The organism is Streptomyces avermitilis MA-4680 = NBRC 14893 (assembly GCF_000009765.2).
Taxonomy (GTDB): Bacteria; Actinomycetota; Actinomycetes; order Streptomycetales; family Streptomycetaceae; genus Streptomyces; species Streptomyces avermitilis.
Genome location: NC_003155.5, coordinates 8,419,761 through 8,445,801, shown reverse-complemented (window position 1 = coordinate 8,445,801; position 26,041 = coordinate 8,419,761). Strand labels below are relative to the sequence as shown.

General features: G+C 72.7%; 23 protein-coding genes and 1 pseudogene. 17 read left to right on the top strand and 7 right to left on the bottom strand.

From position 1 onward, the window contains the following. Window positions 1–20: 20 nt before the first annotated feature. The 8 genes from SAVERM_RS36390 to mug all read left to right on the top strand — a co-directional run bounded on the left by SAVERM_RS36390 (window position 21) and on the right by mug (window position 7,459). Window positions 21–911 carry an LLM class F420-dependent oxidoreductase gene (locus SAVERM_RS36390; RefSeq protein ID WP_010988478.1) on the top strand — a complete coding sequence of 297 codons (891 nt, stop codon included), beginning with the start codon at window positions 21–23 and terminating at the stop codon, window positions 909–911. Between the two features lie 121 nt (window positions 912–1,032). Continuing rightward, a complete protein-coding gene (locus SAVERM_RS36385; RefSeq protein ID WP_010988477.1) occupies window positions 1,033–1,458 on the top strand; it encodes a GNAT family N-acetyltransferase in 426 nt (141 codons plus the stop codon). A 148-nt stretch (window positions 1,459–1,606) separates the two neighbouring features. Continuing rightward, window positions 1,607–2,953, top strand: coding sequence for a hemolysin family protein (locus SAVERM_RS36380; protein ID WP_010988476.1), 1,347 nt, complete (start codon window positions 1,607–1,609; stop codon window positions 2,951–2,953). After that, window positions 2,950–3,963, top strand: a complete 1,014-nt coding sequence (locus SAVERM_RS36375; protein WP_010988475.1) for a hemolysin family protein — start codon at window positions 2,950–2,952, stop codon at window positions 3,961–3,963. Before SAVERM_RS36380 ends, SAVERM_RS36375 begins: the two co-directional genes overlap by 4 nt. Window positions 3,964–4,260: 297 nt before the next feature. Next, window positions 4,261–5,043: an SGNH/GDSL hydrolase family protein gene (locus SAVERM_RS36370; protein ID WP_010988474.1), complete on the top strand. Its 783-nt coding sequence runs from the start codon at window positions 4,261–4,263 to the stop codon at window positions 5,041–5,043. A gap of 21 nt (window positions 5,044–5,064) precedes the next feature. Continuing rightward, entirely contained in the window at window positions 5,065–5,415 is a 351-nt protein-coding gene (locus SAVERM_RS36365; protein ID WP_010988473.1) for a DUF4326 domain-containing protein, read from the top strand. 59 nt (window positions 5,416–5,474) lie between these two features. Continuing rightward, window positions 5,475–6,914: an adenylosuccinate lyase gene (gene purB, locus SAVERM_RS36360; RefSeq protein WP_010988472.1), complete on the top strand. Its 1,440-nt coding sequence runs from the start codon at window positions 5,475–5,477 to the stop codon at window positions 6,912–6,914. Beyond that, window positions 6,911–7,459: a G/U mismatch-specific DNA glycosylase gene (gene mug / locus SAVERM_RS36355; RefSeq protein ID WP_078234939.1), complete on the top strand. Its 549-nt coding sequence runs from the start codon at window positions 6,911–6,913 to the stop codon at window positions 7,457–7,459. The genes purB and mug overlap by 4 nt, the downstream gene beginning before the upstream one ends. A 25-nt stretch (window positions 7,460–7,484) precedes the next feature. Here mug and SAVERM_RS36350 read toward each other — a convergent pair whose 3' ends face one another. The 3 genes from SAVERM_RS36350 to SAVERM_RS36340 are packed head-to-tail and all read right to left on the bottom strand — an operon-like array spanning window position 7,485 to window position 9,635. Further along, window positions 7,485–7,925, bottom strand: a complete 441-nt coding sequence (locus SAVERM_RS36350; protein ID WP_010988470.1) for a hypothetical protein — start codon at window positions 7,923–7,925, stop codon at window positions 7,485–7,487. A gap of 57 nt (window positions 7,926–7,982) precedes the next feature. After that, window positions 7,983–8,705 (bottom strand): ABC transporter permease, encoded by a 723-nt coding sequence (locus tag SAVERM_RS36345; protein ID WP_010988469.1) that lies wholly within the window; start codon window positions 8,703–8,705, stop codon window positions 7,983–7,985. 3 nt (window positions 8,706–8,708) lie between these two features. Further along, window positions 8,709–9,635 (bottom strand): ATP-binding cassette domain-containing protein, encoded by a 927-nt coding sequence (locus SAVERM_RS36340; protein WP_010988468.1) that lies wholly within the window; start codon window positions 9,633–9,635, stop codon window positions 8,709–8,711. 108 nt (window positions 9,636–9,743) lie between these two features. Between SAVERM_RS36340 and SAVERM_RS36335 the strand changes: the two genes are divergently transcribed. The 3 genes from SAVERM_RS36335 to SAVERM_RS36325 all read left to right on the top strand — a co-directional run bounded on the left by SAVERM_RS36335 (window position 9,744) and on the right by SAVERM_RS36325 (window position 12,856). Beyond that, window positions 9,744–10,922 (top strand): sensor histidine kinase, encoded by a 1,179-nt coding sequence (locus tag SAVERM_RS36335; protein ID WP_010988467.1) that lies wholly within the window; start codon window positions 9,744–9,746, stop codon window positions 10,920–10,922. Between the two features lie 14 nt (window positions 10,923–10,936). Beyond that, window positions 10,937–11,599, top strand: a complete 663-nt coding sequence (locus SAVERM_RS36330) for a response regulator transcription factor (protein WP_010988466.1) — start codon at window positions 10,937–10,939, stop codon at window positions 11,597–11,599. Window positions 11,600–11,698: 99 nt separating this feature from the next. Continuing rightward, window positions 11,699–12,856: an ROK family transcriptional regulator gene (locus SAVERM_RS36325; protein WP_010988465.1), complete on the top strand. Its 1,158-nt coding sequence runs from the start codon at window positions 11,699–11,701 to the stop codon at window positions 12,854–12,856. A 226-nt stretch (window positions 12,857–13,082) separates the two neighbouring features. Here the strand turns inward: SAVERM_RS36325 and SAVERM_RS36320 are convergent, their stop codons facing one another. Continuing rightward, a complete protein-coding gene (locus SAVERM_RS36320; RefSeq protein ID WP_010988464.1) occupies window positions 13,083–13,844 on the bottom strand; it encodes a GntR family transcriptional regulator in 762 nt (253 codons plus the stop codon). Between the two features lie 250 nt (window positions 13,845–14,094). Then, complete coding sequence (locus tag SAVERM_RS36315; protein WP_010988463.1) at window positions 14,095–14,979, bottom strand: RNA polymerase sigma-70 factor; 885 nt, start codon at window positions 14,977–14,979, stop codon at window positions 14,095–14,097. Window positions 14,980–15,238: 259 nt separating this feature from the next. On the opposite strand from SAVERM_RS36315, the gene SAVERM_RS36310 reads away from it, so the two are divergent. Beyond that, window positions 15,239–16,069: an alpha/beta fold hydrolase gene (locus SAVERM_RS36310; RefSeq protein WP_037647019.1), complete on the top strand. Its 831-nt coding sequence runs from the start codon at window positions 15,239–15,241 to the stop codon at window positions 16,067–16,069. Window positions 16,070–16,594: 525 nt separating this feature from the next. Here the strand turns inward: SAVERM_RS36310 and SAVERM_RS46045 are convergent. Further along, a pseudogene (locus SAVERM_RS46045) lies at window positions 16,595–16,951 on the bottom strand (EamA family transporter); the annotation flags it as partial. A gap of 47 nt (window positions 16,952–16,998) precedes the next feature. On the opposite strand from SAVERM_RS46045, the gene pdxR reads away from it, so the two are divergent. The 3 genes from pdxR (at window position 16,999) to SAVERM_RS36290 (ending at window position 22,139) form a co-directional block, all read left to right on the top strand. After that, a complete protein-coding gene (gene pdxR, locus SAVERM_RS36300; protein ID WP_078234938.1) occupies window positions 16,999–18,513 on the top strand; it encodes a MocR-like pyridoxine biosynthesis transcription factor PdxR in 1,515 nt (504 codons plus the stop codon). 254 nt (window positions 18,514–18,767) lie between these two features. Next, a complete protein-coding gene (locus SAVERM_RS36295; RefSeq protein ID WP_037647016.1) occupies window positions 18,768–20,354 on the top strand; it encodes an alkaline phosphatase D family protein in 1,587 nt (528 codons plus the stop codon). A gap of 363 nt (window positions 20,355–20,717) precedes the next feature. Next, window positions 20,718–22,139, top strand: a complete 1,422-nt coding sequence (locus SAVERM_RS36290; RefSeq protein WP_042493978.1) for a GNAT family N-acetyltransferase — start codon at window positions 20,718–20,720, stop codon at window positions 22,137–22,139. Between the two features lie 198 nt (window positions 22,140–22,337). On the opposite strand, the gene SAVERM_RS36285 is transcribed toward SAVERM_RS36290, so the two are convergent. Next, window positions 22,338–23,645, bottom strand: a complete 1,308-nt coding sequence (locus SAVERM_RS36285; protein ID WP_370628504.1) for a trans-sulfuration enzyme family protein — start codon at window positions 23,643–23,645, stop codon at window positions 22,338–22,340. A gap of 60 nt (window positions 23,646–23,705) precedes the next feature. Here SAVERM_RS36285 and SAVERM_RS36280 point away from each other — a divergent pair, with 60 nt between their 5' ends. Both SAVERM_RS36280 and SAVERM_RS36275 read left to right on the top strand, forming a co-directional pair. Then, window positions 23,706–24,209, top strand: a complete 504-nt coding sequence (locus SAVERM_RS36280; protein WP_037647013.1) for an Lrp/AsnC family transcriptional regulator — start codon at window positions 23,706–23,708, stop codon at window positions 24,207–24,209. Window positions 24,210–24,271: 62 nt separating this feature from the next. Beyond that, entirely contained in the window at window positions 24,272–25,963 is a 1,692-nt protein-coding gene (locus SAVERM_RS36275; protein WP_010988455.1) for a DUF885 domain-containing protein, read from the top strand. The last annotated feature ends 78 nt before the right edge of the window (window positions 25,964–26,041 follow it).

Sequence of the window (26,041 nt, the reverse complement as noted above, 5' to 3'; positions counted from 1 at the left end):
CGTCCCGCCGAGGAGAGTTCATGGCACGCCCGTTCCGTTTCGGCGTCAACCTGCTCGACCCCGCACCCGCCGAGGAGTGGCGCGCCAAGTGCCGCCGGGCCGAGGAACTCGGCTACGACGTGATCCTGGTCCCCGACCACCTCGGCATGCCGGCGCCGTTCCCCGCGCTCGTCGCGGCGGCCGAGGCCACGGAGCGGGTGCGCCTCGGCACATTCGTGCTCAACGCCGGCTTCTGGAACCCTGCGTTGCTGGCGCGCGAGGTGGCGACCACCGACGCGCTGACGGGCGGACGCCTCGAACTCGGTCTCGGCACCGGGTACGTACAGGCGGAACACGACACGGCGGGCCTTCCCTACGGTTCGCCGCGCGAGCGGGTGGACCATCTCGTGCGCACGGTCGAGGAGTTGGAGCGGCTGCTCGGCTCCCCGGAGCACCGGCCGGGGATCGTGCAGAAGCCCCGGGTGCCGCTGCTGATCGGCGGCAACGGCGACCGGATGCTGCGGCTCACCGCCGAGCACGCCGACATCGCGGCTTTCGCGGGCGCGCATCTGGTACCGGGCAGCACGACGGGGAAGCTGGCGCCGGTCACGGCCGGGGAACTGGACGAGCGGGTCGCCAGATACCGGCGGCTGGCGGCGGACCGCGCGGAGCCGGCCGAGCTGAACCTGCTGGTGCAGATGGTCGCCGTCACCGAGGACCGCGCCGCCGCCGTCCAGGGCCTGCGCGAGCGCGTACCGCAGCTGACCGAGGAGCAGGTACTGGAGCTGCCGATCGTCCTGGTCGGGACGCCGGCGCAGATCACGGCGCAGGTGCTGGCACAACGGGAGCGGTACGGGTTCTCGTATCTGACGGTCCTGGAGCCGTACATGGAGGCGTTCGCGCCGGTGATCGAGGCGTTGCGGGGCGCGTAGGGGCGGGTCGGTGCCGGGCGGCGCCGCACGGCGCGGGCAAGCGGCCGACGAGGGGTGGGCCGGCGCCGTCCGGATGGTGGAATTCCGCGTCCCGGTCCGGCGTGCGTGCTGGGATCGCCGTATGACTGAGCTGCGCATGCGGGCCGCCGCCCCCGAGGACCTCTCCGCCGTGCTGGCCTTCTGGAAGACGGCGGCCGAGGGCACGAGCATCAGCGACGACCGGGACGGGGTGCAGCGACTGGTCGCCCGCGACCCGGAGGCGCTGATCCTCGCCGAGCGGGACGGGGAGCTGGTCGGCACGGTGATCGCGGGCTTCGACGGATGGCGCTGCCATCTGTACCGGCTGGCGGTCCATCCTCAGCGCCGCCGCCTCGGCATCGGGTCCGCGCTGCTCGCCGCCGCGGAGGAACGGTTCGTACGGCTCGGGGGGCGCCGCGGGGACGCGATGGTGCTGCGCCGGAACGAGACCGCGCACCATGCCTGGCGGGCGGCGGGGTACACGCCCGAGGAGCAGTGGCGACGGTGGGTGAAGCCGCTCGCCGACTGAACCACTTTGCCGATCCTTTACCATGGGAAGAAGATCCAGCCGTCCCCCCTTTGGAAGGGTGTGAGCGTCCGCCCATGGGCGAACCTCCCCGTAGCCGACATCGCGCGGTCTCCGCCTCCCTGGCCGACCATGGGACGGAGGTGACCCGATGACCGAAGTGCTCCTCCTGCTGGTGGCGATCCTGCTCTCGGTGGCCTGCGGCGCCTTCGTAGCGGCGGAGTTCTCGCTGACCACGGTCGAGCGCAGCGAGCTGGAGCGGGCCGCGGAGCGCGGCGAGCGCGGCGCGGCGGGCGCCCTCAAGGCCGTACGCAACCTGACGTTCCAGTTGTCCGGGGCACAGCTCGGGATCACCGTCACCAACCTGGTGGTCGGCATGCTCTCGGAGTCGTCGATCGCGAAACTGATCGCGGGCCCGCTGGAGTCGGTCGGCGTCTCGCCCTCCGTGTCCAACTCGGTGGCCCTGGTCATCGGTACGGCCCTGTCGACGGTGTTCCTGATGGTGGTCGGCGAGCTGGTGCCCAAGAACTGGGCGATCTCCTCGCCGCTGGCCGTGGCCAAGCGGGTGGGAACTCCGCAGCGCTTGTTCAGCTCCGCGTTCCGCCCGTTCATCACGCATCTCAACAACACGGCGAACCACGTCGTACGCCGCTTCGGACTCGAACCGGCGGAGGAGCTCGCCTCCGCGCGCGGGCCGCAGGAGCTGGTGGCACTCGCCCGGCACTCCGCGAAGGCGGGCGCGCTGGAGGCCGACACCGCCGAGCTGTTCGTCCGCACCCTCAATCTCGCCGACCTGACCGCGGAGAACGTGATGACCCCGCGTGTCCAGGTCGTCGCGCTCGACGTCCAGGCGACCTGCGAGGACGTGGCGAACGCGACCCGGGCGACCGGGCTGTCCCGCTTCCCCGTCTACCGCGGCAACCTCGACTCGGTCGTCGGTATCGCGCACATCAAGGACGTCGTGGCCGTCCCCGCCGAAGAGCGGACCCGCCGCCCTGTCTCACGCGTGATGCGCGAGCCCCTCTTCGTACCGGAGTCCCTCACCGTCGACCGGCTCCTCGACCGCCTCGGCGGGAAACGGACCATGGCCATCGTCATCGACGAGTACGGCGGCACGGCCGGGGTCGCGACGCTGGAGGACATCGTCGAAGAGGTGGTCGGCGAGGTCCGCGACGAACACGACCCGCACGAGACACCGGACCTGGCCCCGGCCGGCACGGACGACGACGGCCGCGCGCTGTACTCGGCCGACGGCGCGACCCGCATCGACCAGCTCGCGCGGGTGGGGCTGCGGGCGCCGGACGGGCCGTACGAGACACTCGCCGGCCTGATCGCGGCCGAGCTGGGCCGTATCCCGGCCGAGGGCGACACCGTCGAGGTCGCCGGCTGGCGGCTCGACGTGGTGGACGCGTCGGGGCGGCGGGCGGCGCGGGTACTGCTGCACGCGCCCGGCGCGCAGGACGAAGCCTCTTCGGTGTCCCATGAGAGGGAGCGATGACTGCCGTACAGCTGCTGATCGGCCTGCTGACCCTGGTCGTGAACGCCTTCTTCGTGGGGGCCGAGTTCGCGCTGATCTCCGTGCGCCGCAGCCAGATCGAGCCGTACGCCGAGGAGGGCGACCGGCGGGCCCGCAGCGTGCTGTGGGGGCTGGAGCACGTGTCGGCGCTGATGGCGGCGGCGCAGCTGGGTATCACCCTGTGCACCCTGGTCCTCGGTGTCGTCGCGGAGCCTGCGATCGCGCATCTGCTGGAGCCGGTGTTCCACGCGGTGGGCGTGCCGGCCGGTGCGGGCCACGCGGTGTCGTTCGTCATCGCGCTCACCCTGGCGACCTATCTGCACATGCTGCTGGGCGAGATGGTGCCGAAGAACATCGCGCTCGCCGAGCCGGTGCGCTCCGCGCTGCTGCTCGGCCCGCCGCTGGTCACCCTGGCCCGGACGCTGCGACCGGTGATCTTCGCCGTGAACGCCTTCGCGAACGGGCTGCTCAAGCTGCTGCGTGTGGAGACGAGGGACGAGGTCACGGCGACCTTCTCGGACGACGAACTGGCCCGGCTGGTCAAGGACTCCGTCGACGCCGGGCTCCTCGACGACCGCGCCCAGGAGCGCCTGCACGACGCACTGGAGCTGGGCCGCCGGCCCGTGCGCGACGTCGTGCTTCCGCTGGAGCGCGTGGTCTACGCGCGCGTGGGCATCACGCCCGAGCAGTTGGAGCGGCTCTCGGCCGAGTCCGGCTTCTCGCGTTTTCCCGTGGTGGACGAGGGCCGCCGGATCGTCGGCTATCTGCATGTGAAGGACGCGCTGGACGCCACGCCCCGCGATGTGCCGTTCGCGGTGCGGGACATGCGGCCGATCGCCCGCGTCCGGGAGACCACGCCGCTGGACGACGTACTCACGGCGATGCGCGGCAGCCGTACGCATCTGGCGGCGGTCCTCGGGTCGGACGGACGGCTGGCGGGGATGGTGACGATGGAGGACGTGCTGCGGCAGCTGTTCGGGCAGCCCGCGTGAGGGGTCCCGGGGCCGGGGCCGGTCCGCGGATCAGGCCGGAGGAAGCCGGCGGAATCCTGTAGGCACGGGTGAGCGGGGCCGGGCGGGGGGCAAGGGGATCCCTCCCTGCGCGAGCGAGGCCGAGAGCCTCGGGGCGTGCGCGGCGGCGCATGCCCGGCAGGACGTTCCCGACGGCGCATGCCCGGCAGGGCGTTCGCGGCGGCCGACCGACCGGTCGCAGCCACGCATGCCCGGGCAGGGCGTTCGCGGCGGCCGACCGACCGGCGGGTATGGGCGCGGGTTACCATCTCCTACGCCATGCAGACGAACGCCAACCACACCAGTCTTGTCGCGATCGGCGACTCCTTCACCGAGGGCATGTCGGACCTGCTGCCCGACGGCTCCTACCGCGGCTGGGCCGATGTCCTCGCCGGCCGGATGGCCGCGCGGACGCCCGGTTTCCGCTATGCCAACCTCGCCGTGCGGGGCAAGCTGATCGGCCAGATCGTCGCCGAGCAGGTGGACGTGGCGGCCGCCATGCAGCCCGATGTGATCACGCTGGTCGGCGGCCTCAACGACACGCTGCGGCCCAAGTGCGACATGGGCCGCGTACGCGGTCTCCTGGAGGAGGCCGTCGAGCGGCTGGCCCCCTCCTGCAAGCAGCTGGTCCTGATGCGCAGCCCGGCCCGCCAGGGCCCGGTCCTCGAGCGCTTCCGGCCTCGCATGGAGGAGCTGTTCGCGTGCGTCGACGACCTCGCGGCCCGACACGGCGCACTCGTCGTCGACCTCTACGGAGCGCCCTCGCTCGCCGATCCCCGCCTGTGGGACTTCGACCGGCTGCACCTCACGGCCGAGGGGCACCGGCGGGTCGCCGAGGCCGTGTGGCAGACCCTCGGGTACGAGGCGGAGGATACGGAGTGGCACACACCCATGCCGGCCACACTGCCGCCGGGATGGGCCGCGCGCCGGATCGTGGACGTCCGCTTCGCCCGGCAGCATCTGCTGCCGTGGATCGTACGGCGGCTGACGGGGCGCTCGTCCGGTGACGGGCTCCCGGCCAAGCGGGCCGAGCTGCTGCCGTACGAGGGACCGGCGGCATAACCACTCCGGAGGGAGCCCGGCGTGACCACCGTGGTGATCAACCTGAAGGGCCGCATCCACGACTTCGGCCCCCGGCTGGAGGACGCGCCCGAGGACCTGGTGTACATCGGCCGCCGCTGGACCATGGGCCACTGGGACCTGCCGCAGCACCCGCTGTACAACCCGTTCGCCCCTGACACCCCCACGCGGAAGCGCGACGGCACCCGCGCCGAAGTGATGGCCAAGTACCGGGCGTACCTCGTGGAGCACCCCGAGCTGCTGGCCCAGGTGCCGGCGCTGCGGGGCAGGACGCTGGCGTGCTGGTGCGCACCCGAGCTGTGCCACGGGGACGTGCTGGCGGAGATCGCGGACGGGGCCGCGCCGCCTTCGTAGCTTCCGACAAACAACCCCGCGGCGCTGGCCTGCACGAATCGCCAGTAGAATCCATACACGTGACTGCGCCTGCCAAGCCCCGTATCCCCAACGTCCTCGCCGGACGCTACGCCTCCGCCGAGCTCGCCACGCTATGGTCCCCCGAGCAGAAGGTGAAGCTGGAGCGACAGCTCTGGCTCGCCGTACTGCGGGCCCAGAAGGACCTGGGGATCGAGGTGCCGGACGCGGCGATCGCCGACTACGAGCGCGTCCTCGACCAGGTCGACCTCGCCTCGATCGCGGAGCGCGAGAAGGTCACCCGGCATGACGTCAAGGCGCGGATCGAGGAGTTCAACGACCTCGCCGGGCACGAGCACGTGCACAAGGGCATGACGTCCCGTGACCTCACCGAGAACGTGGAGCAGCTGCAGATCCGGCTCTCGCTGGAGCTGATGCGCGACCGCACGGTGTCCGTCCTCGCCCGGCTCGGCAAGCTCTCGGGCGAGTACGCCGAGCTGGTCATGGCCGGCCGGTCGCACAATGTCGCCGCGCAGGCCACCACCCTCGGCAAGCGTTTCGCGACCGCTGCCGACGAGCTGCTCGTCGCGTACGGCCGCGTCGAGGAGCTCCTCGGCCGCTACCCGCTGCGCGGCATCAAGGGCCCGGTCGGCACCGCTCAGGACATGCTCGACCTGCTCGGCGGCGACGCGGCCAAGCTCGCGGAGCTGGAGCAGCGGATCGCCCGCCACCTGGGCTTCTCCCAGGCGTTCACCTCGGTCGGCCAGGTCTACCCGCGCTCGCTCGACTACGAGGTCGTGACCGCGCTGGTGCAGCTGGCCGCGGCGCCTTCGTCGCTGGCGAAGACGATCCGGCTGATGGCCGGGCACGAGCTGGTGACCGAGGGCTTCAAGCCGGGCCAGGTCGGTTCCTCCGCGATGCCGCACAAGATGAACACCCGCTCCTGCGAGCGCGTCAACGGCCTCATGGTCATCCTGCGCGGCTACGCCTCGATGACGGGCGAGCTGGCGGGCGACCAGTGGAACGAGGGCGACGTGTCCTGCTCGGTGGTGCGCCGGGTCGCGCTGCCCGACGCGTTCTTCGCGCTCGACGGTCTGCTGGAGACGTTCTTGACGGTGCTCGACGAGTTCGGCGCGTTCCCGGCGGTCGTCGCCCGTGAGCTGGACCGCTACCTGCCGTTCCTCGCGACCACCAAGGTGCTGATGGGCGCGGTGCGTGCGGGTGTCGGCCGTGAGGTCGCGCACGAGGCCATCAAGGAGAACGCCGTGGCCTCCGCCCTCGCCATGCGCGAGCAGGGCGCCGAGCGCAACGAGCTGCTGGACAAGCTCGCCGCCGACGGGCGCATCCCGCTGGACCGTGCCCAGCTCGACGAGCTGATGGCGGACAAGCTGTCCTTCACGGGCGCCGCCGCCGACCAGGTCGCCGTGGTCGTCGGCCGCATCGAGGAGATCGTGAAGCAGCACCCCGAGGCGGCGGCCTACACCCCGGGGGCGATCCTCTGACCCGGTTCACCCCGGCGGAGCTGGAGGCCGCCCGCGACCGTCTGGTACCGGACGTCGTCGCGGACGGCCTCAGTGTTCTGTTCTGCGGTATCAATCCGGGCCTGATGACGGCGGCGACGGGCCATCACTTCGCCCGCCCCGGCAACCGCTTCTGGCCCGTGCTGCACCTGTCCGGCTTCACCCCGCGGCTCTTGAAGCCTTCGGAACAGGGCGAGTTGCTCTCGTACGGCCTCGGGATCACGAACGTGGTGGCGCGCGCGACCGCGCGTGCCGACGAGCTGACCGCGCAGGAGTACCGGGAGGGCGGGCGGCTGCTCGGTGCCAAGGTGGAGCGGCTGCGTCCTCGGTGGCTCGCGGTGGTGGGGGTGACCGCGTACCGGGCGGCCTTCGACGACCGGAAGGCGCGGGTGGGACCGCAGGAGCGGACGATCGGCGCCAGTCGGGTGTGGGTGCTGCCCAACCCCAGCGGGCTGAACGCGCATTGGACGGCGGCGACGATGGCGGAGGAGTTCGGACGGTTGCGGGAGGCCGCGCGGGACGCGTGAGCCGGCATCGGCTCGTGAGCCGGCGTCAGGGAGGGTCGATCTCCGTGACGACGACCAGGAGCCGTATCTCGTCCGCCTCGTCGCGGTCGGCGACTCCGAGGGCGATCCAGCGGCCGTTCCCCTCCGTCCGCCAGAGGTGGATGTCGCCCACGCGTGCGCTGAGGTGCACCCAGGGCTCGGGTATGTCCTCGGTCTCCGTGCGCAGTTGGACGGTCTGGAGGCCGATGTGGTCGGACGGCCCCCACCGGCCGGTCAGCTGATCGCGTACCTCCTCTCCGCGCTCGTAGCACTCCTCCGCCGTCTCGGCCCGGTCCCAGCAGTCCTCCGCCCCGTAACCGTCGCTCGTCCCTAACTCGGCGATGTGATAGCCCGGTCCCCCCGAGCCCACGTCCGTCCTGCCGTGCTCCGCCGGGAACGGGCGGGCGCACAGCAGGTCGATCGTGGCGAGGCACTGCTCGATGGTCATGGATCCAGTAAACCCGTCGCCTCTGACAATGGGTGTGGCGTCACCAGGTGCGTGAGGTCAGGCGTCCCGGCGGCGTACGCTCCATGCCCCGGCGAACAGCGCGGCCGCCGCCCACAGCGCGGTCACCGCCAGACCGGTCCAGGGTCCGAGGACGCTGTCGGACGTCTCGTGGAGGACGAGCCGGCCCGCCTGGTCGGGCAGCAGGTCGGCGGCGGTGCCCGAGGCTCCCCCGACCACGAACGACACGATGAGAAGGAACGGGACGAGCACGCTCAGCGTGGCGACTCCGCTGCGCAGCAGGGCCGCGAGTCCCGCGGCGAACAGCGCCATCAACGTGAGGTAGAGGGCGCAGCCGAGAGCTCCACGCAGCCCTTCGTCCCAGGTCAGCCCGCTCGCCTCGGCCCCGAGGACGGCCTTGCCCACCGCGAGGCTCACGAACCCCGTGACCAGGCCGACGGCGAGGACGGGGACGCCGATCGCGACGGCCTTGGCCGCGAACCAGCGGCCGCGACGGGGCATCGCGGCCAGCGACACCTGAAGGGCCCCGCCCTCGAACTCGGCCGAAACGGCCGTCGTACCGAACGCGATCGCGGCGATCTGCCCGAAGTTGACGCCGAAGAACGCCGAGAACAGGGGGTCGAAGTCCGGGCCTTCGGAGTCGAGCCCGGCGAGCGCGGAGAAGAGGACGGTCACCAGGAAGACGGCGAGCAGTCCGCCGACCAGTGACCGCAGCGTACGGATCTTGATCCACTCGGCGTGGAGTGCGGGTGCGAAGGGCATGGCTCAGGCCTCCTGCGGCTGCGTCGGGGTCGTGAACTCGGCCTCGGCGGCCGTCAGGTCGAGATAGGCCTGCTCCAAGGTGCCCTCTTCCGCGGCGAGTTCGAGGATGGAGACGCCCGCGTCCGAGGCGAGGCGCCCGATGTCCGCCACGCGCGCGTGCCGCACGGTCCACCGTCCGTCCTCGGCCTCGGCCGCCTCGTATCCGTGCCGGGCGAGCAGTGCGCCCAGCACGGCGCCGTCGCTGGTGCGCACCCGTACCCGGGGCTGCACGCGCGCGTCGATGAACTCCCGCATCGGCAGGTCGGCGAGCAGCCGGCCGCGTCCCAGGACGACGAGCTGGTCGGCGAAGGACGCGGTCTCGTTCATCAGATGGCTGGAGACCAGCACGGTGCGGCCCTCGCGGGCGAGGCGGCGCAGCAGCTCGCGGATCCAGATGATGCCTTCGGGGTCGAGGCCGTTGGACGGTTCGTCGAGCAGCACGACGGGCGGGTCGCCGAGGAGGGCTGCGGCGATGCCGAGCCGCTGCCGCATGCCCAGCGAGTACGTCTTCACCCGGCGCCGCGCCACCGACGCGAGCCCGGTCTCCTCCAGCACCTCGTCGACGCGGCGGTCGGGGATGCGGTTGCTCGCGGCCAGTGCCCTCAGGTGGGCCCGGGCGGTACGTGACCCGTGGGCGGCCCGTGCGTCGAGCAACGCTCCCACCTGACGCAGGGGTTCATGGAGCGCGGCGTAGGGGCGGCCACCGACGGTGGCGGTGCCGGACGTGGGACGGTCGAGTCCGAGCACGAGCCTCATGGTGGTGGACTTGCCTGCGCCGTTGGGGCCGAGGAAGCCGGTGACGCGCCCCGGAAGCACCTGGAAGGTGAGCCGGTCCACGGCTCGTCCGGTGCCGTACTCCTTGGTGAGGTCTTGGACGTCGATGCTGGTCATGGCCTCAGCGTGGCCTCGGTCGGGGGGCCGGGGCCTCCCCCGCCGGTGGAGATCGTCTCCCCCGCCCGGGGGAGGTCCGTGGTCGGGGGCGGCTGGCACGATGCCCCCATGGGCCGCTTCCTGCGCCCCCTGAGCCGGGGGACCACGTACACGCGCTTGCTGCACCTGTGGGTGCCGATGCTGTTCGAAAGCGTGTGGCTGTTCATCGACATGCGGCGGTGGTGGATGCCCGCGCTCGTGCTCATTCCGCTGGGCCTGATCCCGGCGGTGCGGCTGGGCGAGGGCGTGCAGGCGCAGTTGCTGCTGGCTCCGGGCGACCGGGGCGGCCGGAACGCCGCCATCTCGGCCGCGCCCTCGGCGACTTGGGGCGACCGGCTGCGGACGGTGCTGTGGCTCGAGGTGCGTATGGCGCTCGGAGCGGTGACCTTGGGAGCGACCGTCTGGTTGCCGACGATCGCCGTGGATCTGGTCAGGTCCGCCACCGGCCCGGCACCGGTCGACAACCCTTTGTTCCGGGTGTCGGATCCCCACTGGGCGTACGCGCTGCTGATCCCGTTGACGTTGCTCGTCCTGTACGGGGCGGTGGTGGGCCTGGGTGAGCTGATCACCGCCGTGGCACGCGGTCTGCTCGGCCCCTCGGCCGGTGAGCGACTCGCCGCCCTCGAGGAGCGCACCGAGCACCTCCTGGAGCGCACGCGTATCGCCCGCGAGCTGCACGACTCCATCGGTCACGCCCTGACCGTGGCGGTGGTGCAGGCGGGCGCCGCGCGCGCGGCGGGCGATCCGCGGTTCACCGACCGGGCGCTGGACGCCATCGAGGAGACCGGGCGGGCCGCGCTGGAGGACCTGGAGCGGGTGCTCGGCGTGCTGCGCGAGGCGGAGCGGCCCGCGAGCAGCCGCCCGACGCTGGCCGAGGCCGACCGGCTCCTCGAGTCGGCGCGCGCCTCGGGAGCGAAGGTCGAGGCCGAGTGGTCCGGCCCCGTGGAGTCGGTCCCGGGCCCGGTCTCCCGCGAGGGCTACCGCATCCTCCAGGAGTCCCTGACCAATGTGATCCGGCACGCGGGCGGCGTCCCGGTGCACGTCCGTATCGCGGTCCAGGACGCCGACGTCACCCTGGAGATCCGCAATCCGCTCACCACGAGGCCGCCCGGGCCCGGCCCGGGCGGCGGACTGCGGGGCAGCGGGCTGCGGGGCATACGGGAGCGGGCCGCACTGCTCGGCGGCCGGGCCCGGACGGGTCCGGCCGACGGTGACTGGCAGGTGCATGTCGAGCTGCCGCTGCGCTGATCTACGCTGGCCGGGTGCCGGTCACCGTTCTGCTCGTCGACGACGAGCCCCTCGTCCGCGCGGGTCTGCGCGCCGTCCTGGAGGCGCAGCCCGACATCGAGGTCGTCGGCGAGGCGGCGGACGGTGCGGCGGTGATTCCCCTGGTGCGGCAGTTGCGGCCCGACGTCGTCGCCATGGACGTACGCATGCCGTTGATGGACGGGATCGAGGCCACCCGCGCCGTGCTGCGCACCGTCGACCGGCCGCCGAAGATCCTCGTGGTGACGACCTTCGAGAACGACGAGTACGTGTACGAGGCGCTGCGCGCGGGAGCGGACGGTTTTCTGCTGAAGCGGGCGCGGCCGGCCGAGATCGTGCACGCGGTGCGGCTGGTCGCCGAGGGCGAGTCCCTGCTGTTCCCGGCCTCGGTACGGCAGTTGGCCGCCGAGCACGGGGACGGCGGCGGGAACCGGGCGGCCCGCGCGGTGATGGAGCGGGCCGCGCTGACCGACCGTGAAGGGGAGGTACTCCGGCTGATGGCCCGGGGGCTGTCGAACGCGGAGATCGCCGGGCAGCTGGTCGTCGGGACGGAGACGGTGAAGTCGCATGTGAGCGCCGTCCTGGCCAAGCTGGGGGCGCGCGATCGTACCCAGGCGGTGATCGCGGCGTACGAGTCGGGGTTCGTGGCGCCGGGCTGACGGCGGCCCGGCGGCAGGAAGGCCGGGCCCGGCACTCGCCGGGGTCCGCCGCGCCGAGTACGATCCGGCCAACACGCGCACGAGCTGGGAGGACGGACGTTGGGGCGGCTGACCGGCGGGGACCCCTCTCTGCTTCGAAGGATCAATTCCGCGGTGGTGCTGCACGCGCTGCGTGCCGCCGACTGCGCGACGCTCACCGAGGTCACCCGGGTGACCGGACTGTCCCGGCCCACCGTCGAGGGTGTCGTGGAGGGGTTGATCGAGGCCGGGCTCGTGGTCGAGAAGGCCGCCGAGGAAGGTGCCGCCCGGCGCCAGGGGCGGCCCGCCCGCCGCTTCCGGTTCCGGGCCGAGGCGGGTCATCTGCTGGGTCTGGAGATCGGCCCGCACCGGGTGGCCGCGCTCCTCGCGGACCTGGACGGCCGGGTCCTGGGCGCCATGGCCAAGGACGTCGACGAGACCGCCTCGGCGGACGAGCGGCTGGAGCGGCTGCGTACGGCGGTCGCCGAGCTGCTGCGCCGGGCAGGCGTCGCCCGCAGCTCCCTGCGCGCCGTCGGGGTCGGCAGCCCGGGCATCATCGAGGCGGACGGCACCGTACGGCTGGGGACGGCGCTGCCGGAGTGGACGGGGCTGCGTCTCGGCGAGCGGCTGAACCGTTCCTTCAAGTGCCCGGTGCTGGTGGAGAACGACGCCAACGCGGCGGCGGTCGCCGAGCACTGGAAGGGCGCGGCGACCGAGTCCGACGACCTCGTGTTCGTGCTGGCCGGGCTGAGCCCGGGGGCCGGCGCACTGATCGGCGGGCGGCTGCACCGGGGCTACGGGGGCGCGGCCGGGGAGATCGGCGCGCTGCATCTGCTGGGCCGCGGGGCGACCCCGGAGACGCTGTTGTCGACCACCGACGAGCCCCTGCATCCGCTCGACGAGCGGGCGGTCGCCGAGGTCTTCGCGCACGCGCGCGAGGGGGATCAGCGGGCCCGTGCGGCCGTCGACCGCTTCATCCAGCGCCTTGTGCACGACGTGGCGGCCCTCGCCCTGGCCCTCGACCCCGAACTGGTCGTGATCGGCGGCTGGGCGGCGGGCCTGGACGGCGTGCTGGACCCGCTGCGGCGCGAGCTGGCCCGCTACTGTCTGCGCCCGCCGAAGGTGACCCTGTCGATGCTGGGCGAGGCGGCGGTGGCGACCGGGGCGCTGCGTCTGGCCCTCGACCACGTGGAGGAGCAGCTGTTCGCGGTGGAGGGCACGGTGACGGCGCGGCGCTGAACGGGCCCTTGGGGTAAGCCCTTTGGCCAGGCCGCTCGGACAAGCCCTGTGGGTAAGCCGTATGGGTAGGCCCCACGGGTAAGAGGCGGCGCGTCCGGAAAAAGCGTCGCGCCCCGGGTTGTCCGGGGCGCGACGGGTGCGGCTTGGATTGTCCGGCTGACCGGGTGTCCGGCTGTCCGGGGCGCCGCGGGTGCGGGCGGGCTCGGTGGCCGGTCCCGCGGACCGTTCAGGAAGCCCGGCGCTCCGGGTCGTGGTGTATCTCCACGCCCCCCGAGTCACCGAAGGTCAGTCGGCATGTGTCAGCGCGATACGTGGCGACGGAGACCGCCGCCGCACGGCCCTCGGCGAAGAAGCGGGTCGTGACGACGAGGACGGGCGCGCCGGGCAGCCGGTCGAGTTCCTTGGCGTCCTCGGCGCGGGCCGAGCCCAGCTCCACGGCCCGGTCCTGGCCCTCCAGCTCCAGGCGCTGCAACTCGCGCAGCACGGCACGCGCGCGTGCGGCGCCGGAGGGTGCGTCGATGGCCGACAGGTCGGGCACCGAAAAGTCCGGGATGTAGAGCAGTTCGGCGGCGACGGGGTGTCCGTGAGTGACGCGGGAGCGGCGTACGGTGTGCACCTGCTCGTTCCGGCCGGTCTCCAGGACGCCGGCGACCGCGGGGGGCGGGGCCGCCACCGTGCAGTCCACGGGCTGCCAGGCGTCACCGGCCGCGCCCGGCCAGGTGTGCTGCTCGGACCCGACGGCCACCCCCATGCGGGGCGGGGCGACCGTGGTGCCCACACCCCGGCGGCGCTGGAGCCGGCCTTCCAGTTCGAGCTGTTCCAGAGCCTGGCGGAGCGTGGCGCGGGCGACGCCGAAGCGGGCCGCGAGGTCACGCTCGTTCGGCAGGATCTCGCCCACCGAGAACTCGGAGTCGAGTGCCTCACTGAGCACGGTCTTGAGATGCCAGTACTTAGGCTCCGGTACCGATTCCAGCTGCGTGGTCCCCACCCTGTCCTCCGCAATCGCCGTGGCCCGGCGGCTTTTTAGCGCCCTTGTTTATTAAAGGTTGTTGCACTTTCTCTGCGACCATAGGGCCGCCCCCACCCTTGGTCAAGACCAATCCTCGATCGCTTGGGGATTGCGCGGGTACGCCGACGCTGAGCGTTCACAGGGCGTTCGCGCCGCGCGATGTCCGCGTCACACAGCGGAAGCCCCCGTTCATGAGAACGGGGGCTCCTCGTGGTCGTACGCGCCTGCCCTAGCCGGCGGAGAGGGACACCAGCTTCTCGGGATTGCGGATGATGTAGACGCACTGGATACGGCCGTCGGCCACGTCCAGCTGGAAAACACTGTCGGGCTTGCCCGCGGACAGGACCAGCAGCGCCGGACCGCCGTTGACCTCAAGGGAGCGGAACGACACGTCCGCGACGCCCTTCCGGGTGACGCCGACGAGGAAGCGCCCGACCTTGTCGGCGGACTCCAGGACCCGCCGGGGTGCCCGGGCGCGGCCGCCGCTGTCGCCGACCAGTCGGACGTCCGGGGCGAGCATCGACATGAGCCCCTCGAGATCGCCCTCGGCCGCGGCGGCGAGGAACCGCTCGGTCAGGTCGCGGCGCTCGGCGGGGTCGACCTCGTACCGCGGCCGCCCCTCGTCCACGTGTTTGCGGGCGCGTCCGGCGAGCTGCCGTACCGCGGCCTCGCTGCGCTCCAGGGTGACCGCGATGTCCGCGAAGGGGAACCCGAAGGCCTCCCTCAGCACGAAGACCGCGCGCTCCAGCGGCGACAGCGACTCCAGGACGACGAGAACGGCCAGGGAGACGGAGTCCGCGAGCACGGCCCGCTCCGCCGCGTCCGGCACGGTGTCGCCGAAGTCGGTCAGGTAGGGCTCGGGCAGCCACGGCCCCACGTACGCCTCGTTGCGCGACCGCAACTGGCGCAGCCGGTCGATGGCCAGCCGGGTGGTGATGCGCACCAGGTAGCGGCGCGGCTCGCGCACATCGGAGCGGTCGGCGCCCGACCAGCGCAGCCAGGCTTCCTGCACCACGTCCTCGGCGTCGGCCACCCGTCCGAGCATGCGGTAGGCGACACCCATCAGGACGGGGCGGTGCTCTACGAAGACCTCGGTCGCGGCGTCGGTGGTCACGCTTCCATCCCATCCGACGCCTCCCGCCGTGTCCAGGCGGAACCGGTGTCGGCCGGAGCACAATGGCCGCGGGGTCCACCCGTGCCCGGACCTCTTCCGGCACTTCGGGGACGCGGAGTTCAACCTGGAGGCGCGCAGGGCGCGTTGAAGGGCTACGCGCGCGTGGTTGACGGTGACCGGGGGCTACCCGTCGGTAGCAGTTGCTGACAAGCTGTCTACGAAAGCGTCCGTCAGTGCGTCCCCAGACAAGGAGCGGCCCATGTCCGCCACGGTCTCGTTCAGTGTCCCCTCTCCGCGCGGCCCGCGGACCGCGACCGTCTCCTACGCGCGCGTGGGCGCCGGCGAGCCGCTGCTTCTGTTGCACGGCATCGGCCACCACCGGCAGGCCTGGGACCCGGTCGTCGACATCCTGGCGACGGAGCGGGACGTCATCGCGGTCGACCTCCCCGGCTTCGGCGAGTCCCCCGCGCTGCCCGACGGGCTCAGGCACGACCTGTCGACGGTGGTGCCCGTGCTCGGCGCCCTGTGCGAGGCACTGGGGATCGAGCGTCCGCATGTGGCGGGCAACTCCCTGGGCGGTCTGCTGGCCCTGGAGTTGGGCCGGGAGAAGCTCGTGCGGTCCGTGACGGCGCTCTCGCCCGCCGGCTTCTGGACGCCGGTCGAGCGGCGGTACGCCTTCGGGGTGCTGATGGCGATGCGACAGGGCGCACGGCAGCTGCCGCTTCCGGTGGTCGAGCGGCTGTCCCGTACGGCGGTCGGCCGCGCCGCGCTGACGAGCACCATCTACGCCCGCCCGGGGCGCCGTTCACCCGAGGCGGTCGTCGCCGAGACGCTCGCCCTGGCCAACGCCGCGGCGTTCTCCGAGACCCTCAAGGCGGGCACCACCGTCCAGTTCACGGACGACATCCCCGCCGTGCCGGTCACCGTGGCGTGGGGTACCAAGGACCGGCTCCTGGTCCGCCGCCAGGGGGTGCGGGCGAAGCAGATCATCCCCAGGGCCCGGCTGGTGCGGCTGCCCGGTTGCGGGCACGTCCCGATGAACGACGATCCGGCGCTGGTCGCGCGGGTCGTCCTGGACGGCAGTCGCTGAGCGCCCGGCGCCGCGCCGCAACGCGCCCGAACCCAGGGCGACTCCGGCTCCGACCAGCCCGCTGCCCGCGGCCTGGACGGCGCCGTACGAGCCGGTGCCGACCAGGGGCGCCGTGCAGGCCGCCGCGACGGGGATGAGGCCGGAGAAGAGGGTCGCGCGCTCGGCGCCGATGCGCTGCATGCCCATGTACCAGCAGACGAAGCCGACGACCGTGACGACCGCCGCCTGCCACAGCAGTGCGGCGGCCTCGGTGCGGTCCGGGGTGCGCAGCCATGCCGTGCCGTCCACGACGAGTCCCACCGCCGCGGACTCGGCCGCGGCCATCGCGCAGACGACGGCCGACAGCAGCCTCGGGCCGAGCGGACGCAGCACGGGCACGGCGAGCACGGCGAACCCGACTTCACCGGCCAGCGCGCTCAAGGAGAAGGCGATCCCCGCACCGTCCGCACGACCCCAGCCCTGCACGGTGAAGGCGCCGACGGCCACGAGCGACGCACCGCACAGGACGAGGCGTTGCGGACGGCGTCCCTCCACAAGGGGCATGACGACCGCCACGACCACCGGGGCACAGCCCACGAAGACGCCCGGCACCGCCGGCTCCGCGGAGCGCTCGGCGGCGATCACGGAGAGGTTGAAGCCGACCATGCCGACGGCCGCGAGGGCGGCCAGACGTACCCACTGACGGGACGTGAGGCAGCGCAGCGGCGCCGTGCCGCCCCGGCCGACCAGGGGCAGGAGCAGCAGGCAGGCGAGGCCGTAGCGCAGGAACTGGCCGCCCGCGTACGGGTAGTGGCCGAGGACGCTGTTGGCGGTGAAGGAGCCTCCGACGAGGACACAGGCGAGGGCGGCGAGCAGAGCCCCGCGGGTGGTGGTCGCGTTCATGACGGCGACGCTACGAACGGAACCGGTCCGGTTTAAGGTCCACTTCCATGACGTCATCGGGGACCAATGCGGAGGTGCCGGGCGGGCTCGGGGCGGTGCCGGGCGAGTCCGGGCCGGCGCCGTCCGGACAGGTGTCTGGGGCGGGCGAGTCCGTGTCGTCCGGGTCCGCACCGTGGGCCGCCGCCTGGGAGTTGCTCCTGCCGGCCGCCGCGGCGCCGGCACGCGCGCGTGGGCGCGGTCTCCAGGCCGCCCTGCGTACGGCCGTCCGCTCCGGGAGGCTCGCGCCCGGGACCCGGCTGCCGTCGAGCCGTGAACTCGCCGCGGACCTCGGCGTGTCCCGGGGCCTGGTGACGGAGGCGTACGAGCAGTTGACCGCGGAGGGGTATCTGCGCAGCGGCCGGGGCGCCGGAACCTGGGTGGGCGGCGCAGCCCGCGCCGCCCACCCACGCGCGCGTGACTTCGCCCCGCGCTCCCCCGGTGCCCGCGCGGACTTCCTGCCCGGCACTCCGGACCTGTCCCTGTTTCCCCGTACGGCCTGGGCGGCCGCACACCGCGCCGTGCTCGCGGAGCTCCCCCACCACGCGCTGGGCTACCCGGATCCGCGCGGCCTGGCCCGGTTGCGTACCGCCCTTGCCGAGCTGCTGGCACGGCGCAGGGGCGTCGTCGCGGACCCCGAGCGGATCGTGGTCGTCTCCGGAGTGGCGCAGGCGACCACCCTGCTCGGATTCGTGCTGCACGCGCGCGGGACGACGACCGTGGGCGTCGAGGATCCCGGAAGCCCGGAACACAGTGCCCTCTACGCGTCGGCCGGCATCGGCACCGTACCGCTGCCCCTGGACGAGGAGGGGCTGGCCACCGGGCCGCTGCGCGACTCGGGCGTACGAGCGGTCGTGACCACGCCCGCCCACCAGTTCCCCTCGGGAATCGCCTACTCGGCGCGCCGCCGCGCCGAACTGCTGGACTGGGCACGCTCGGTGAACGGGCTGGTGGTCGAGGACGACTACGACGGGGACTTCCGTTACGACCGTGCCCCCGTGGGCGCCCTCCAGGGACTCGATCCCGAGCATGTCGCGTACACGGGTTCGATCAGTAAGTCGCTCGCCCCCGGACTGCGGCTCGGCTGGCTGCTCGTCCCCGCCTCGATCGCCGAGGAGGTCGTGGAGCGGAAGCGGACCATGGACCTCGGGAACCCGGTCGTCGATCAGGCGCTCCTGGCCCGGTTCGTGGAAGGCGGCGACTACGACCGCCAGCTGCGCCGCTGCCAGCGCGCCTACAAGGAGCGGCGCGACACTCTCGTATCCGCTCTGGAGGAGCACTTTCCGGGGGCGGAGGTCTCCGGGATCGCGGCGGGCCTGCATGTCATCGCCTCGCTGCCCGATCGGTACGGGCCGGTGGACCGGTTCCTGAAGCGGGCGGCCGCGGCCGGAGTCGCGGTGCGGCCGCTGGCGTCGTACGGGACGGCACCGGACGACGCGGTACGGCTGGTGCTGGGCTACGCGCATCTGCCGCCCGCGCGGATCCGTGCGGGGGTACGGCTGATGTCGGACGCGGTGCGCGGCTGACCCGACGTCAGGGCCGTGTCGACGGCGCGCCGACCAGCGCCTCGCGGCCGTCGCACGCCGACACACGCCGACGCACACCGCCACACGCCGACAAGCGCTTCGCGGCCGGCGTCCTGCTGTCGTGACACGTTCGCGTCACCCCGGTTCCGTCGGCGCCGGGGTCGGTTGTTCACTTGTGGTTTCCATGTGCGCTGCGGCGCACCAGTAGTTGTGGCGTTGCACACCGGCCGGAATCCGTCCCTGGAGGCTCATCGATGTCACTACTCCCGTTGCCGGGCCGTCGCAGCGTGCTGCGCGGCTCCCTCGCCGCGTCGGCGGCCCTGACTCTGCCCGCCATGCCCGGCTCGGCACCGGCGTTCGCCCTCTCGGGGCGGCCGAAGGCGGGGTGGGGCGTCCAGGCCGGAGACGTGACGGCCCATTCCGGTCTCGTCTGGGTACGGTCCGACCGCCCGGCCCGGATGATCGTCGAGACCTCCGCGACCGAGGCGTTCCGCAGCCCGCGCAGGTGGCAGGGCCCGCTCGTCGGCGCGAACACGGACTTCACCGGCACGACGCGGCTGCACGGGCTGCCCGCGGGCGAGCAGATCCACTACCGGGTGCTCCTCGCCGACCCGGACGATCCGCGGCGCACCGGTGAGCCGGTCACCGGCACCTTCCGCACGACGCCGCCCGGGCGGCGCGGCGGGGTGCGCTTCCTGTGGTCGGGCGACCTGGCGGGGCAGGGCTGGGGCATCAACCCGGACCTGGGGGGTTACCGGATCTACGACGCGATGGCCGGGCTCGACCCGGACTTCTTCCTGTGCAGCGGCGACAGCATCTACGCCGACGGGCCGATCTCGGCCACCGCCGCGCTGCCGGGCGGCGGCACCTGGCGGAACATCACCACCGAGGAGAAGTCCAAGGTGGCCGAGACCCTGGCCGAGTTCCGCGGCAACTTCCGGTACAACCTGCTCGACGAGAACCTCAAGCGGTTCAACGCCCAGGTCCCCTCGATCATCCAGTGGGACGACCACGAGGTGCGGAACAACTGGTACCCGGGCGAGGTGATCGCGGACTCGGACACCCGTTACACGGAGAAGAGCGTCGACGTCCTGGCCGGCCGTGCCCGCCGGGCGTTCAGCGAGTACTTCCCCATCTCGACGCTGCACCCCGGCGCCGGTGAAGGGCGGGTGAACCGGGTCGTGCGGCACGGTCCGCTGCTGGACGTCTTCGTGCTGGACATGCGTACGTACCGCAACGCGAACTCGCCCGGCCGGCAGACCACCGACCCGCAGGGCATCCTCGGCGCCGAGCAGCTCGGGTGGCTCAAGCGGGAGCTGGCGACGTCGCGCGCGGTGTGGAAGGTGATCGCCGCGGACATGCCGCTGGGCCTGGTCGTGCCCGACACGACCGAGGGGAAGCCGAACATCGAAGCCGTGGCCCAGGGCGACCCGGGCGCGCCGCTCGGCCGGGAGCTCCAGATCGCCGAGCTGCTGCGGTTCATCAAGCACCGGCGGGTCACCGGCACGGTCTGGCTGACGGCCGATGTGCACCACACCTCGGCACAGCACTACCAGCCGTCACGGGCCGCGTTCACGGACTTCGAGCCGTTCTGGGAGTTCGTCTCGGGCCCGTTGAACGCCGGTGCGTTCCCGGCGAGCGCGCTGGACGACACGTTCGGTCCGGAGCGGGTGTTCGTGAAGGCGCCGACCGCGTCGAACGTCTCTCCCGCCGGCGGATACCAGTTCTTCGGCGAGGTCGACATCGACGGCGACAGCGGGGAGCTGACGGTCCGGCTGCGCGAGCAGGACGGGACGGTGCTGTTCACACAGGTGTTGCAGCCGGGGCGCGTGGGGCAGTGACAGCGGGGCGGGCGAGCATCAGCCGGTAACTCGCCCGGCCGGTCGTCGACTTGTCGCCTCACCTGGCGCGGCCCGCCCCTGATCCGCCCGGCGGTCGGTGTGCGACGGCGGCCCGCCGACTCGCGTACTCTCGATCATCACGCCGCGCACCGGAGTCATCCCCCGGTGCGCGGCTGCCGTATGTCCCCGCTCCTGCGGGCCACGCCACCGCTCTGACCAGACAGGGCGCGCAGCTCGCACACTCGGCGCCAAGAAGTATTCAAAAGAACAACAAAAGGTGCAGAATCACACTTTACCGATCGGTCACAGAGCGTTTGTGATCACGCAACACCGTTCCTCCACAGTGGCTGCATGACTCCAGACATGTCTGATGTGACCCGTGCGAAGCACGGGCGTCCGGTCCACCACTGGCGGCGGGACGTCGTCGAACTCGCCGCGCTGTTCACGGCGGTGGCGGTGGCGGACGCGGTGGCCAATCTGATCGGGCACGCCCCCGACGGCCCCGCCCTGCTGGTGATCACGGCTGTCGTGCTCGCCGCGACGGCCGGATTCCACACATGGTGGGCACGGCGCCCTGGGCACGCCCCGCCGGTGGACGATACCGGCCCCCGGCCGCCCGCCGAGAGGCAGCAGGCCGGGCCGTCCGACGCGAACGCGGTCGCGGGCGCGACCGTGCTGTGGCGGATGCGGACGACGGTGCAGGACGAGCCGGGCTCGCTGGCCGCGCTGTGCACGGCGCTGGCCGGACAGCGGGTGGACATCCTCAGCCTGCAGACGCATCCGCTGGCGCAGGGCACGGTCGACGAGTTCCTGCTGCGTGCTCCGGCGCAGCTGGCCGGGGCGGAGGTCACGTACGCCATCTCGCGGGCCGGCGGCACCGGGACCTGGATCGAGCGCGCGGACGCGCACGACCTGGTGGACGCGCCGACACGCGTGCTCGGACTGGCCACCCGCACGGCGCTGGACGCGGCGGAACTCCCGCTCGCACTGCGGCAGTTGCTCGGCCGGTGCACGATCCGCTCGCTGCCCGCCGCCTCCCCCGGCTCCGGCCGCGTGAACGAGGGCGCGCCCGTCGAGGGGGCCCTGGAGGGCACGGTGCTGCGGCTACGGGCGCCGGAAGGCGGAGTGATCACGGTGGAGCGGCCGTATCTGCCGTTCACCCCGACGGAGTTCGCGCGGGCGCGGGCGCTGGTGGAACTGGACGCGCGGCTCGGTCCGCGCATTCCGCGCAGCCACGACGTACTACAGCTTCCCGAGGGCAGCGCGATCACCGTGCGCCGGGCCGACGTCTCGGACCTCGCAGCGGCGAAGGCGATGCACGAGCGCTGCTCGCCGCGCACGCTGAGCATGCGCTATCACGGCCCGCTCGGCGACGTGGACCGTTACCTCAACCACCTGCTCAGTCCGCGTTTCGGGCGCACGCTCGCCGTGCAGACCGCGTCGGGCCGCATCGTCGGGCTCGGCCATCTCCTCTGGGACGGCGACGAGACCGAGATCGCGCTGCTCGTCGAGGACGACTGGCAGCGGCGCGGCATCGGCGCTGAACTGCTCGGCCGTCTGGTGGCGATGGCGGTCGAGGCGGGCTGCGAGAACGTGTACGCGGTCACGCAGGCGTCCAACACCGGCATGGTCGCCGCGATGCGCGGCCTCGACCTGCCCCTCGACTACCAGATCGAGGAGGGCACCCTGGTGATCACGGCCCGCCTGGACGCGGCCGCGGTGCCCCCGCAGCCGCCGTACGACCCGGCGCTGGGGCAGCACACCGGGCACGGCACGAGGGACTAGGCGCGCACCGGCCCTACGCACCGGTCCTACGCAGCGGTACGCAGCGGTACGCAGCAGATCGGACGGACCGGCCCGGCGCATCGCGCCGGGCCGGTGTGCGTGGCCGGGTCCCCGGCACCTCCCGAACCCCCGACGGGGAGGGCGGGCGACCCCGGCCCCCGGTCCCCGGGCCGCGGCCCGCGGCCCGCTCCAGGAGGGCTATCGGTCCGCGGCCCGCTCCGGGAGCCGGAGCGCGGTCCGCGACGGTTCGCGGCCCGCTCCCGCCGTCTCGGGGAGCCGGTCCGTCCCCAGCGCCCCGTCCAGGTCCGCCCACAGGTCCTCGACGTCCTCGAGGCCCACCGACAGCCGCAGCAGCCGGTCGCTCACTCCGGCACCCCGGCGGTCCGCCGCGTCCACGATGCGATGGCTGATGGACGCCGGGTGCTGGATGAGGCTGTCGACGCTGCCGAGGCTCACGGCGGGGGTGATCAGGCGGACCCCGGCGATGACCTCATGGGGATCGCCGTACACCTCGAAGGCGATCATGGCGCCGCCGATGCGGGGATAGTGGACGCGGGCGACCCGCGGGTCGGCGGCGAGCCGACGGGCGAGTTCGGCGGCGTTCGAGGAGGCGGCCCGTACACGTATCGGGAGCGTCGAGAGACCGCGCAGCAGCAGATAGCCGGCGAGCGGATGGAGCACCCCGCCCGTCGCGAAGCGGATCTGGCGCAGCCCCCGGGCGAACTCCTCGTCGCAGGCCACCACTCCGGCCATCACGTCCCCGTGGCCGCCCAGGTATTTGGTGGCGCTGTGCAGCACGAGCCGGGCGCCGTGTTCGGCGGGGCGTTGCAGCACGGGGGTGGCGAAGGTGTTGTCCGCCAGCAGCGGTACGGAGCCGCAGGCGTGGGCGAGCGCCCGCAGATCGAGTTCGGCCAGCGTCGGGTTGGCCGGTGACTCCACCATGACAAGACCGGTGTCGGGGCGCAGGGCGTCCGCGACGCCCGCCGGGTCGACCCAGGTCACCTCGGAGCCGAGCAGTCCGGCGGTCAGCAGATGGTCGCTACAGCCGTACAGGGGCCGTACGGCGACGACATGCCGCAGGCCCATGGCGTTCCGTACGAGCAGCACCGCGCTCAGCGCCGCCATGCCGCTCGCGAACGCGACCGCGCTGTCCGTGCCCTCGAGCCGGGCGAGGGCGGTCTCGAAGCGGGCCACGGTCGGGTTGCCCAGCCGGCCGTAGACGGGCGGCCCGGCCGGCTCCGCGCCGTCGGCGGCGAAGGCGTCGATGCGGGCCGCCTCCGCACGGCTGTCGTACGAGGGGTAGGTCGTGGACAGGTCGATCGGCGCGGCGTGCAGACCCTGCCGGGCGAGGTCGTCCCGCCCGGCGTGCACGGCCTCGGTGTCCAGCGCCCGCACCGCGGGCCCGCCCCCGAAGCCGCCGGCGCCCCGGCCGTCGTCCACTGCGTCCGCTGCGTCCGCTGCGTCCGCGGTTTCATCCACGTATGTGTCGTAGCTGCCGAAGTTCATGCCGGGAAGCCTGAACAGCGGCCGGGGTCCGGGCGAAGAAGGTCGTGTTACGTTCGGCGCATGGGCGAATCCGTCGTACTCGATCCGGTGGATCTTCATTTGTTGCGGCTGTTGCAGAACGACGCCCGGACGACGTACCGCGACCTCGCGGCGCAGGTCGGGGTGGCGCCCTCGACCTGTCTCGACCGGGTGACGCGGCTGCGCCGCGCGGGAGTCATTCTCGGCCATCAACTGCGACTGGACCCGGCGAAACTGGGGCGGGGGCTGGAAGCGCTGCTGTCGGTGCAGGTCAGGCCGCATCGGCGGGAGTTGGTGGGCCCCTTCGTGGACCGGATCCGGGCGCTGCCCGAGTCGCGTACCGTCTTCCACCTCACCGGCCCCGACGACTACCTCGTCCATGTCGCGGTCGCCGACATGGCGGATCTGCAGAGGCTGGTCCTCGACGAGTTCACGTCGCAGCGCGAAGTGGCCCGGGTCGAGACCCGGTTGATCTTCCAGCAGTGGGACTGCGGTCCGCTGCTGCCGCCCGGGCCGCAGGTCACGCCCTCGGCGAAATCAGGCTGACACCGCGCCCGACCCGGCATATCGGCCTGACGCGGACCAGCTCTCCGTATAAGGATGTCCGCATGTCAGAGACGAAGAGCCCGCTGCCCCGCGAGGTCGCCGACGCGTATGTCGACGACCTCATCGCCCTCGATCCGGTCACGGGTACGTATCTCGGTGACAAGGCAAGCGCCGGCAAGCTGCCGGACTTCTCGCCCGCGGGCCACGAGGCCCTGGCGAAGCTGACGCGGACCACGCTGGCACGTCTCGACGAGGCGGAGCGGCAGCCCGGCGCGGACAGCGACATCGAGCGCCGCTGCGCCCGGCTGCTGCGTGAGCGCCTCACCGCGGAACTCGCCGTCCACGAGGCCGACGAGGGGCTGCGGGCGGTCGGCAACATGGACTCGCCCGCGCACTCGGTGCGCGAGGTCTTCACGATCACTCCCACGGACACGGACGAGGACTGGGCCTCGGTCGCCGAGCGGCTGCGCGCCGTGCCCGCCGCCCTGGCGGGCTACCGGGAGTCACTCGCCCTCGGCCTGGAGCGCAAGCTGTACGCGGGGCCGCGCCCCACCGCGACGTTCATCGGGCAGCTCACCGAGTGGTCGGACACGGACGGGCAGGGCCGCGGCTGGTACGAGGACTTCGTGGCGTCGGGCCCCGAGTCGCTGCGCACGGAGCTGGACGCGGCCGCGCGCACCGCGACCGGGGCCCTGGTGTCCCTGCGGGACTGGATGCGCGACGTCTACGCGCCGACGATCGAGGGCGCGCCGGACACGGTCGGCCGTGAACGGTACGCGCGCTGGTCGCGCTACTACAACGGTACGGACCTCGACCTCGACGAGGCGTACGCGTACGGCTGGGCCGAGTACCACCGCCTCCTCGCCGAGATGAAGACCGAGGCCGAGAAGATCCTGCCGGGCGCCGAGACCCCGTGGGTGGCGCTCGCGCACCTCGACGAGCACGGCGCGCACATCGAGGGCGTCGACGAGGTACGCGACTGGCTCCAGGCACTGATGGACCAGGCGATCGAGGCGCTCGACGGCACGCACTTCGAACTCGCCGAGCGGGTACGGAAGGTGGAGTCCCGCATCGCGCCGCCCGGCAGTGCGGCGGCGCCGTACTACACGGCCCCCTCGGAGGACTTCTCGCGCCCCGGGCGTACCTGGCTGCCGACGATGGGCCTGACCCGCTTCCCGGTGTACGACCTCGTGTCGACCTGGTACCACGAGGGCGTCCCCGGCCACCACCTCCAGCTCGCCCAGTGGGCGCACGTCGCGGAGAACCTCTCGCGCTACCAGGCCACGGTCGGCGGGGTCAGCGCCAACTGCGAGGGCTGGGCGCTGTACGCGGAGCGGCTGATGGACGAGCTGGGCTTCCTCACGGACGCGGAGCAGCGGCTCGGCTATCTGGACGCCCAGATGATGCGCGCGGCCCGCGTCATCGTCGACATCGGCATGCATCTGGAGCTGGAGATCCCGGCGGACTCGCCGTTCCACCCGGGTGGGCGCTGGACTCCCGAGCTGGCGGAGGAGTTCTTCGCCGCGCACAGCAGCCGCCCGGCGGACTACGTGGAGAGCGAGCTCACCCGCTATCTCTCCATCCCGGGTCAGGCCATCGGCTACAAGCTCGGCGAGCGGGCCTGGCTGCTGGGCCGCGAGAACGCGAAGAAGCGTCATGGCGACGCCTTCGACGCGAAGGCATGGCACATGGCGGCCCTGTCCCAGGGCTCGCTGGGCCTGGACGACCTGGTCGACGAACTGTCGCGGCTGTGATGGTTCGTCGGCTGTCGCGGCTGTGACGGTTCGTCGGCTGTCGCAGCCCTTCGGCGGCGGCCGGGTTCGCGTCACCGG

Bases quoted from the DNA above. Each gene is read 5' to 3' on its own strand.
- SAVERM_RS36385 (WP_010988477.1), top strand. From the start codon at position 1,033: ATGACTGAGCTGCGCATGCGGGCCGCCGCCCCCGAGGACCTCTCCGCC.
- SAVERM_RS36380 (WP_010988476.1), top strand. From the start codon at position 1,607: ATGACCGAAGTGCTCCTCCTGCTGGTGGCGATCCTGCTCTCGGTGGCC.
- pdxR (WP_078234938.1), top strand. From the start codon at position 16,999: ATGACGTCATCGGGGACCAATGCGGAGGTGCCGGGCGGGCTCGGGGCG.
- SAVERM_RS36290 (WP_042493978.1), top strand. From the start codon at position 20,718: ATGTCTGATGTGACCCGTGCGAAGCACGGGCGTCCGGTCCACCACTGG.
- SAVERM_RS36390 (WP_010988478.1), top strand. From the start codon at position 21: ATGGCACGCCCGTTCCGTTTCGGCGTCAACCTGCTCGACCCCGCACCC.
- SAVERM_RS36280 (WP_037647013.1), top strand. From the start codon at position 23,706: ATGGGCGAATCCGTCGTACTCGATCCGGTGGATCTTCATTTGTTGCGG.
- SAVERM_RS36310 (WP_037647019.1), top strand. From the start codon at position 15,239: ATGTCCGCCACGGTCTCGTTCAGTGTCCCCTCTCCGCGCGGCCCGCGG.
- SAVERM_RS36275 (WP_010988455.1), top strand. From the start codon at position 24,272: ATGTCAGAGACGAAGAGCCCGCTGCCCCGCGAGGTCGCCGACGCGTAT.
- SAVERM_RS36335 (WP_010988467.1), top strand. From the start codon at position 9,744: ATGGGCCGCTTCCTGCGCCCCCTGAGCCGGGGGACCACGTACACGCGC.
- SAVERM_RS36340 (WP_010988468.1), bottom strand. From the start codon at position 9,635: ATGACCAGCATCGACGTCCAAGACCTCACCAAGGAGTACGGCACCGGA.
- SAVERM_RS36350 (WP_010988470.1), bottom strand. From the start codon at position 7,925: ATGACCATCGAGCAGTGCCTCGCCACGATCGACCTGCTGTGCGCCCGC.
- SAVERM_RS36375 (WP_010988475.1), top strand. From the start codon at position 2,950: ATGACTGCCGTACAGCTGCTGATCGGCCTGCTGACCCTGGTCGTGAAC.
- SAVERM_RS36345 (WP_010988469.1), bottom strand. From the start codon at position 8,705: ATGCCCTTCGCACCCGCACTCCACGCCGAGTGGATCAAGATCCGTACG.
- SAVERM_RS36295 (WP_037647016.1), top strand. From the start codon at position 18,768: ATGTCACTACTCCCGTTGCCGGGCCGTCGCAGCGTGCTGCGCGGCTCC.
- SAVERM_RS36370 (WP_010988474.1), top strand. From the start codon at position 4,261: ATGCAGACGAACGCCAACCACACCAGTCTTGTCGCGATCGGCGACTCC.
- SAVERM_RS36285 (WP_370628504.1), bottom strand. From the start codon at position 23,645: ATGAACTTCGGCAGCTACGACACATACGTGGATGAAACCGCGGACGCA.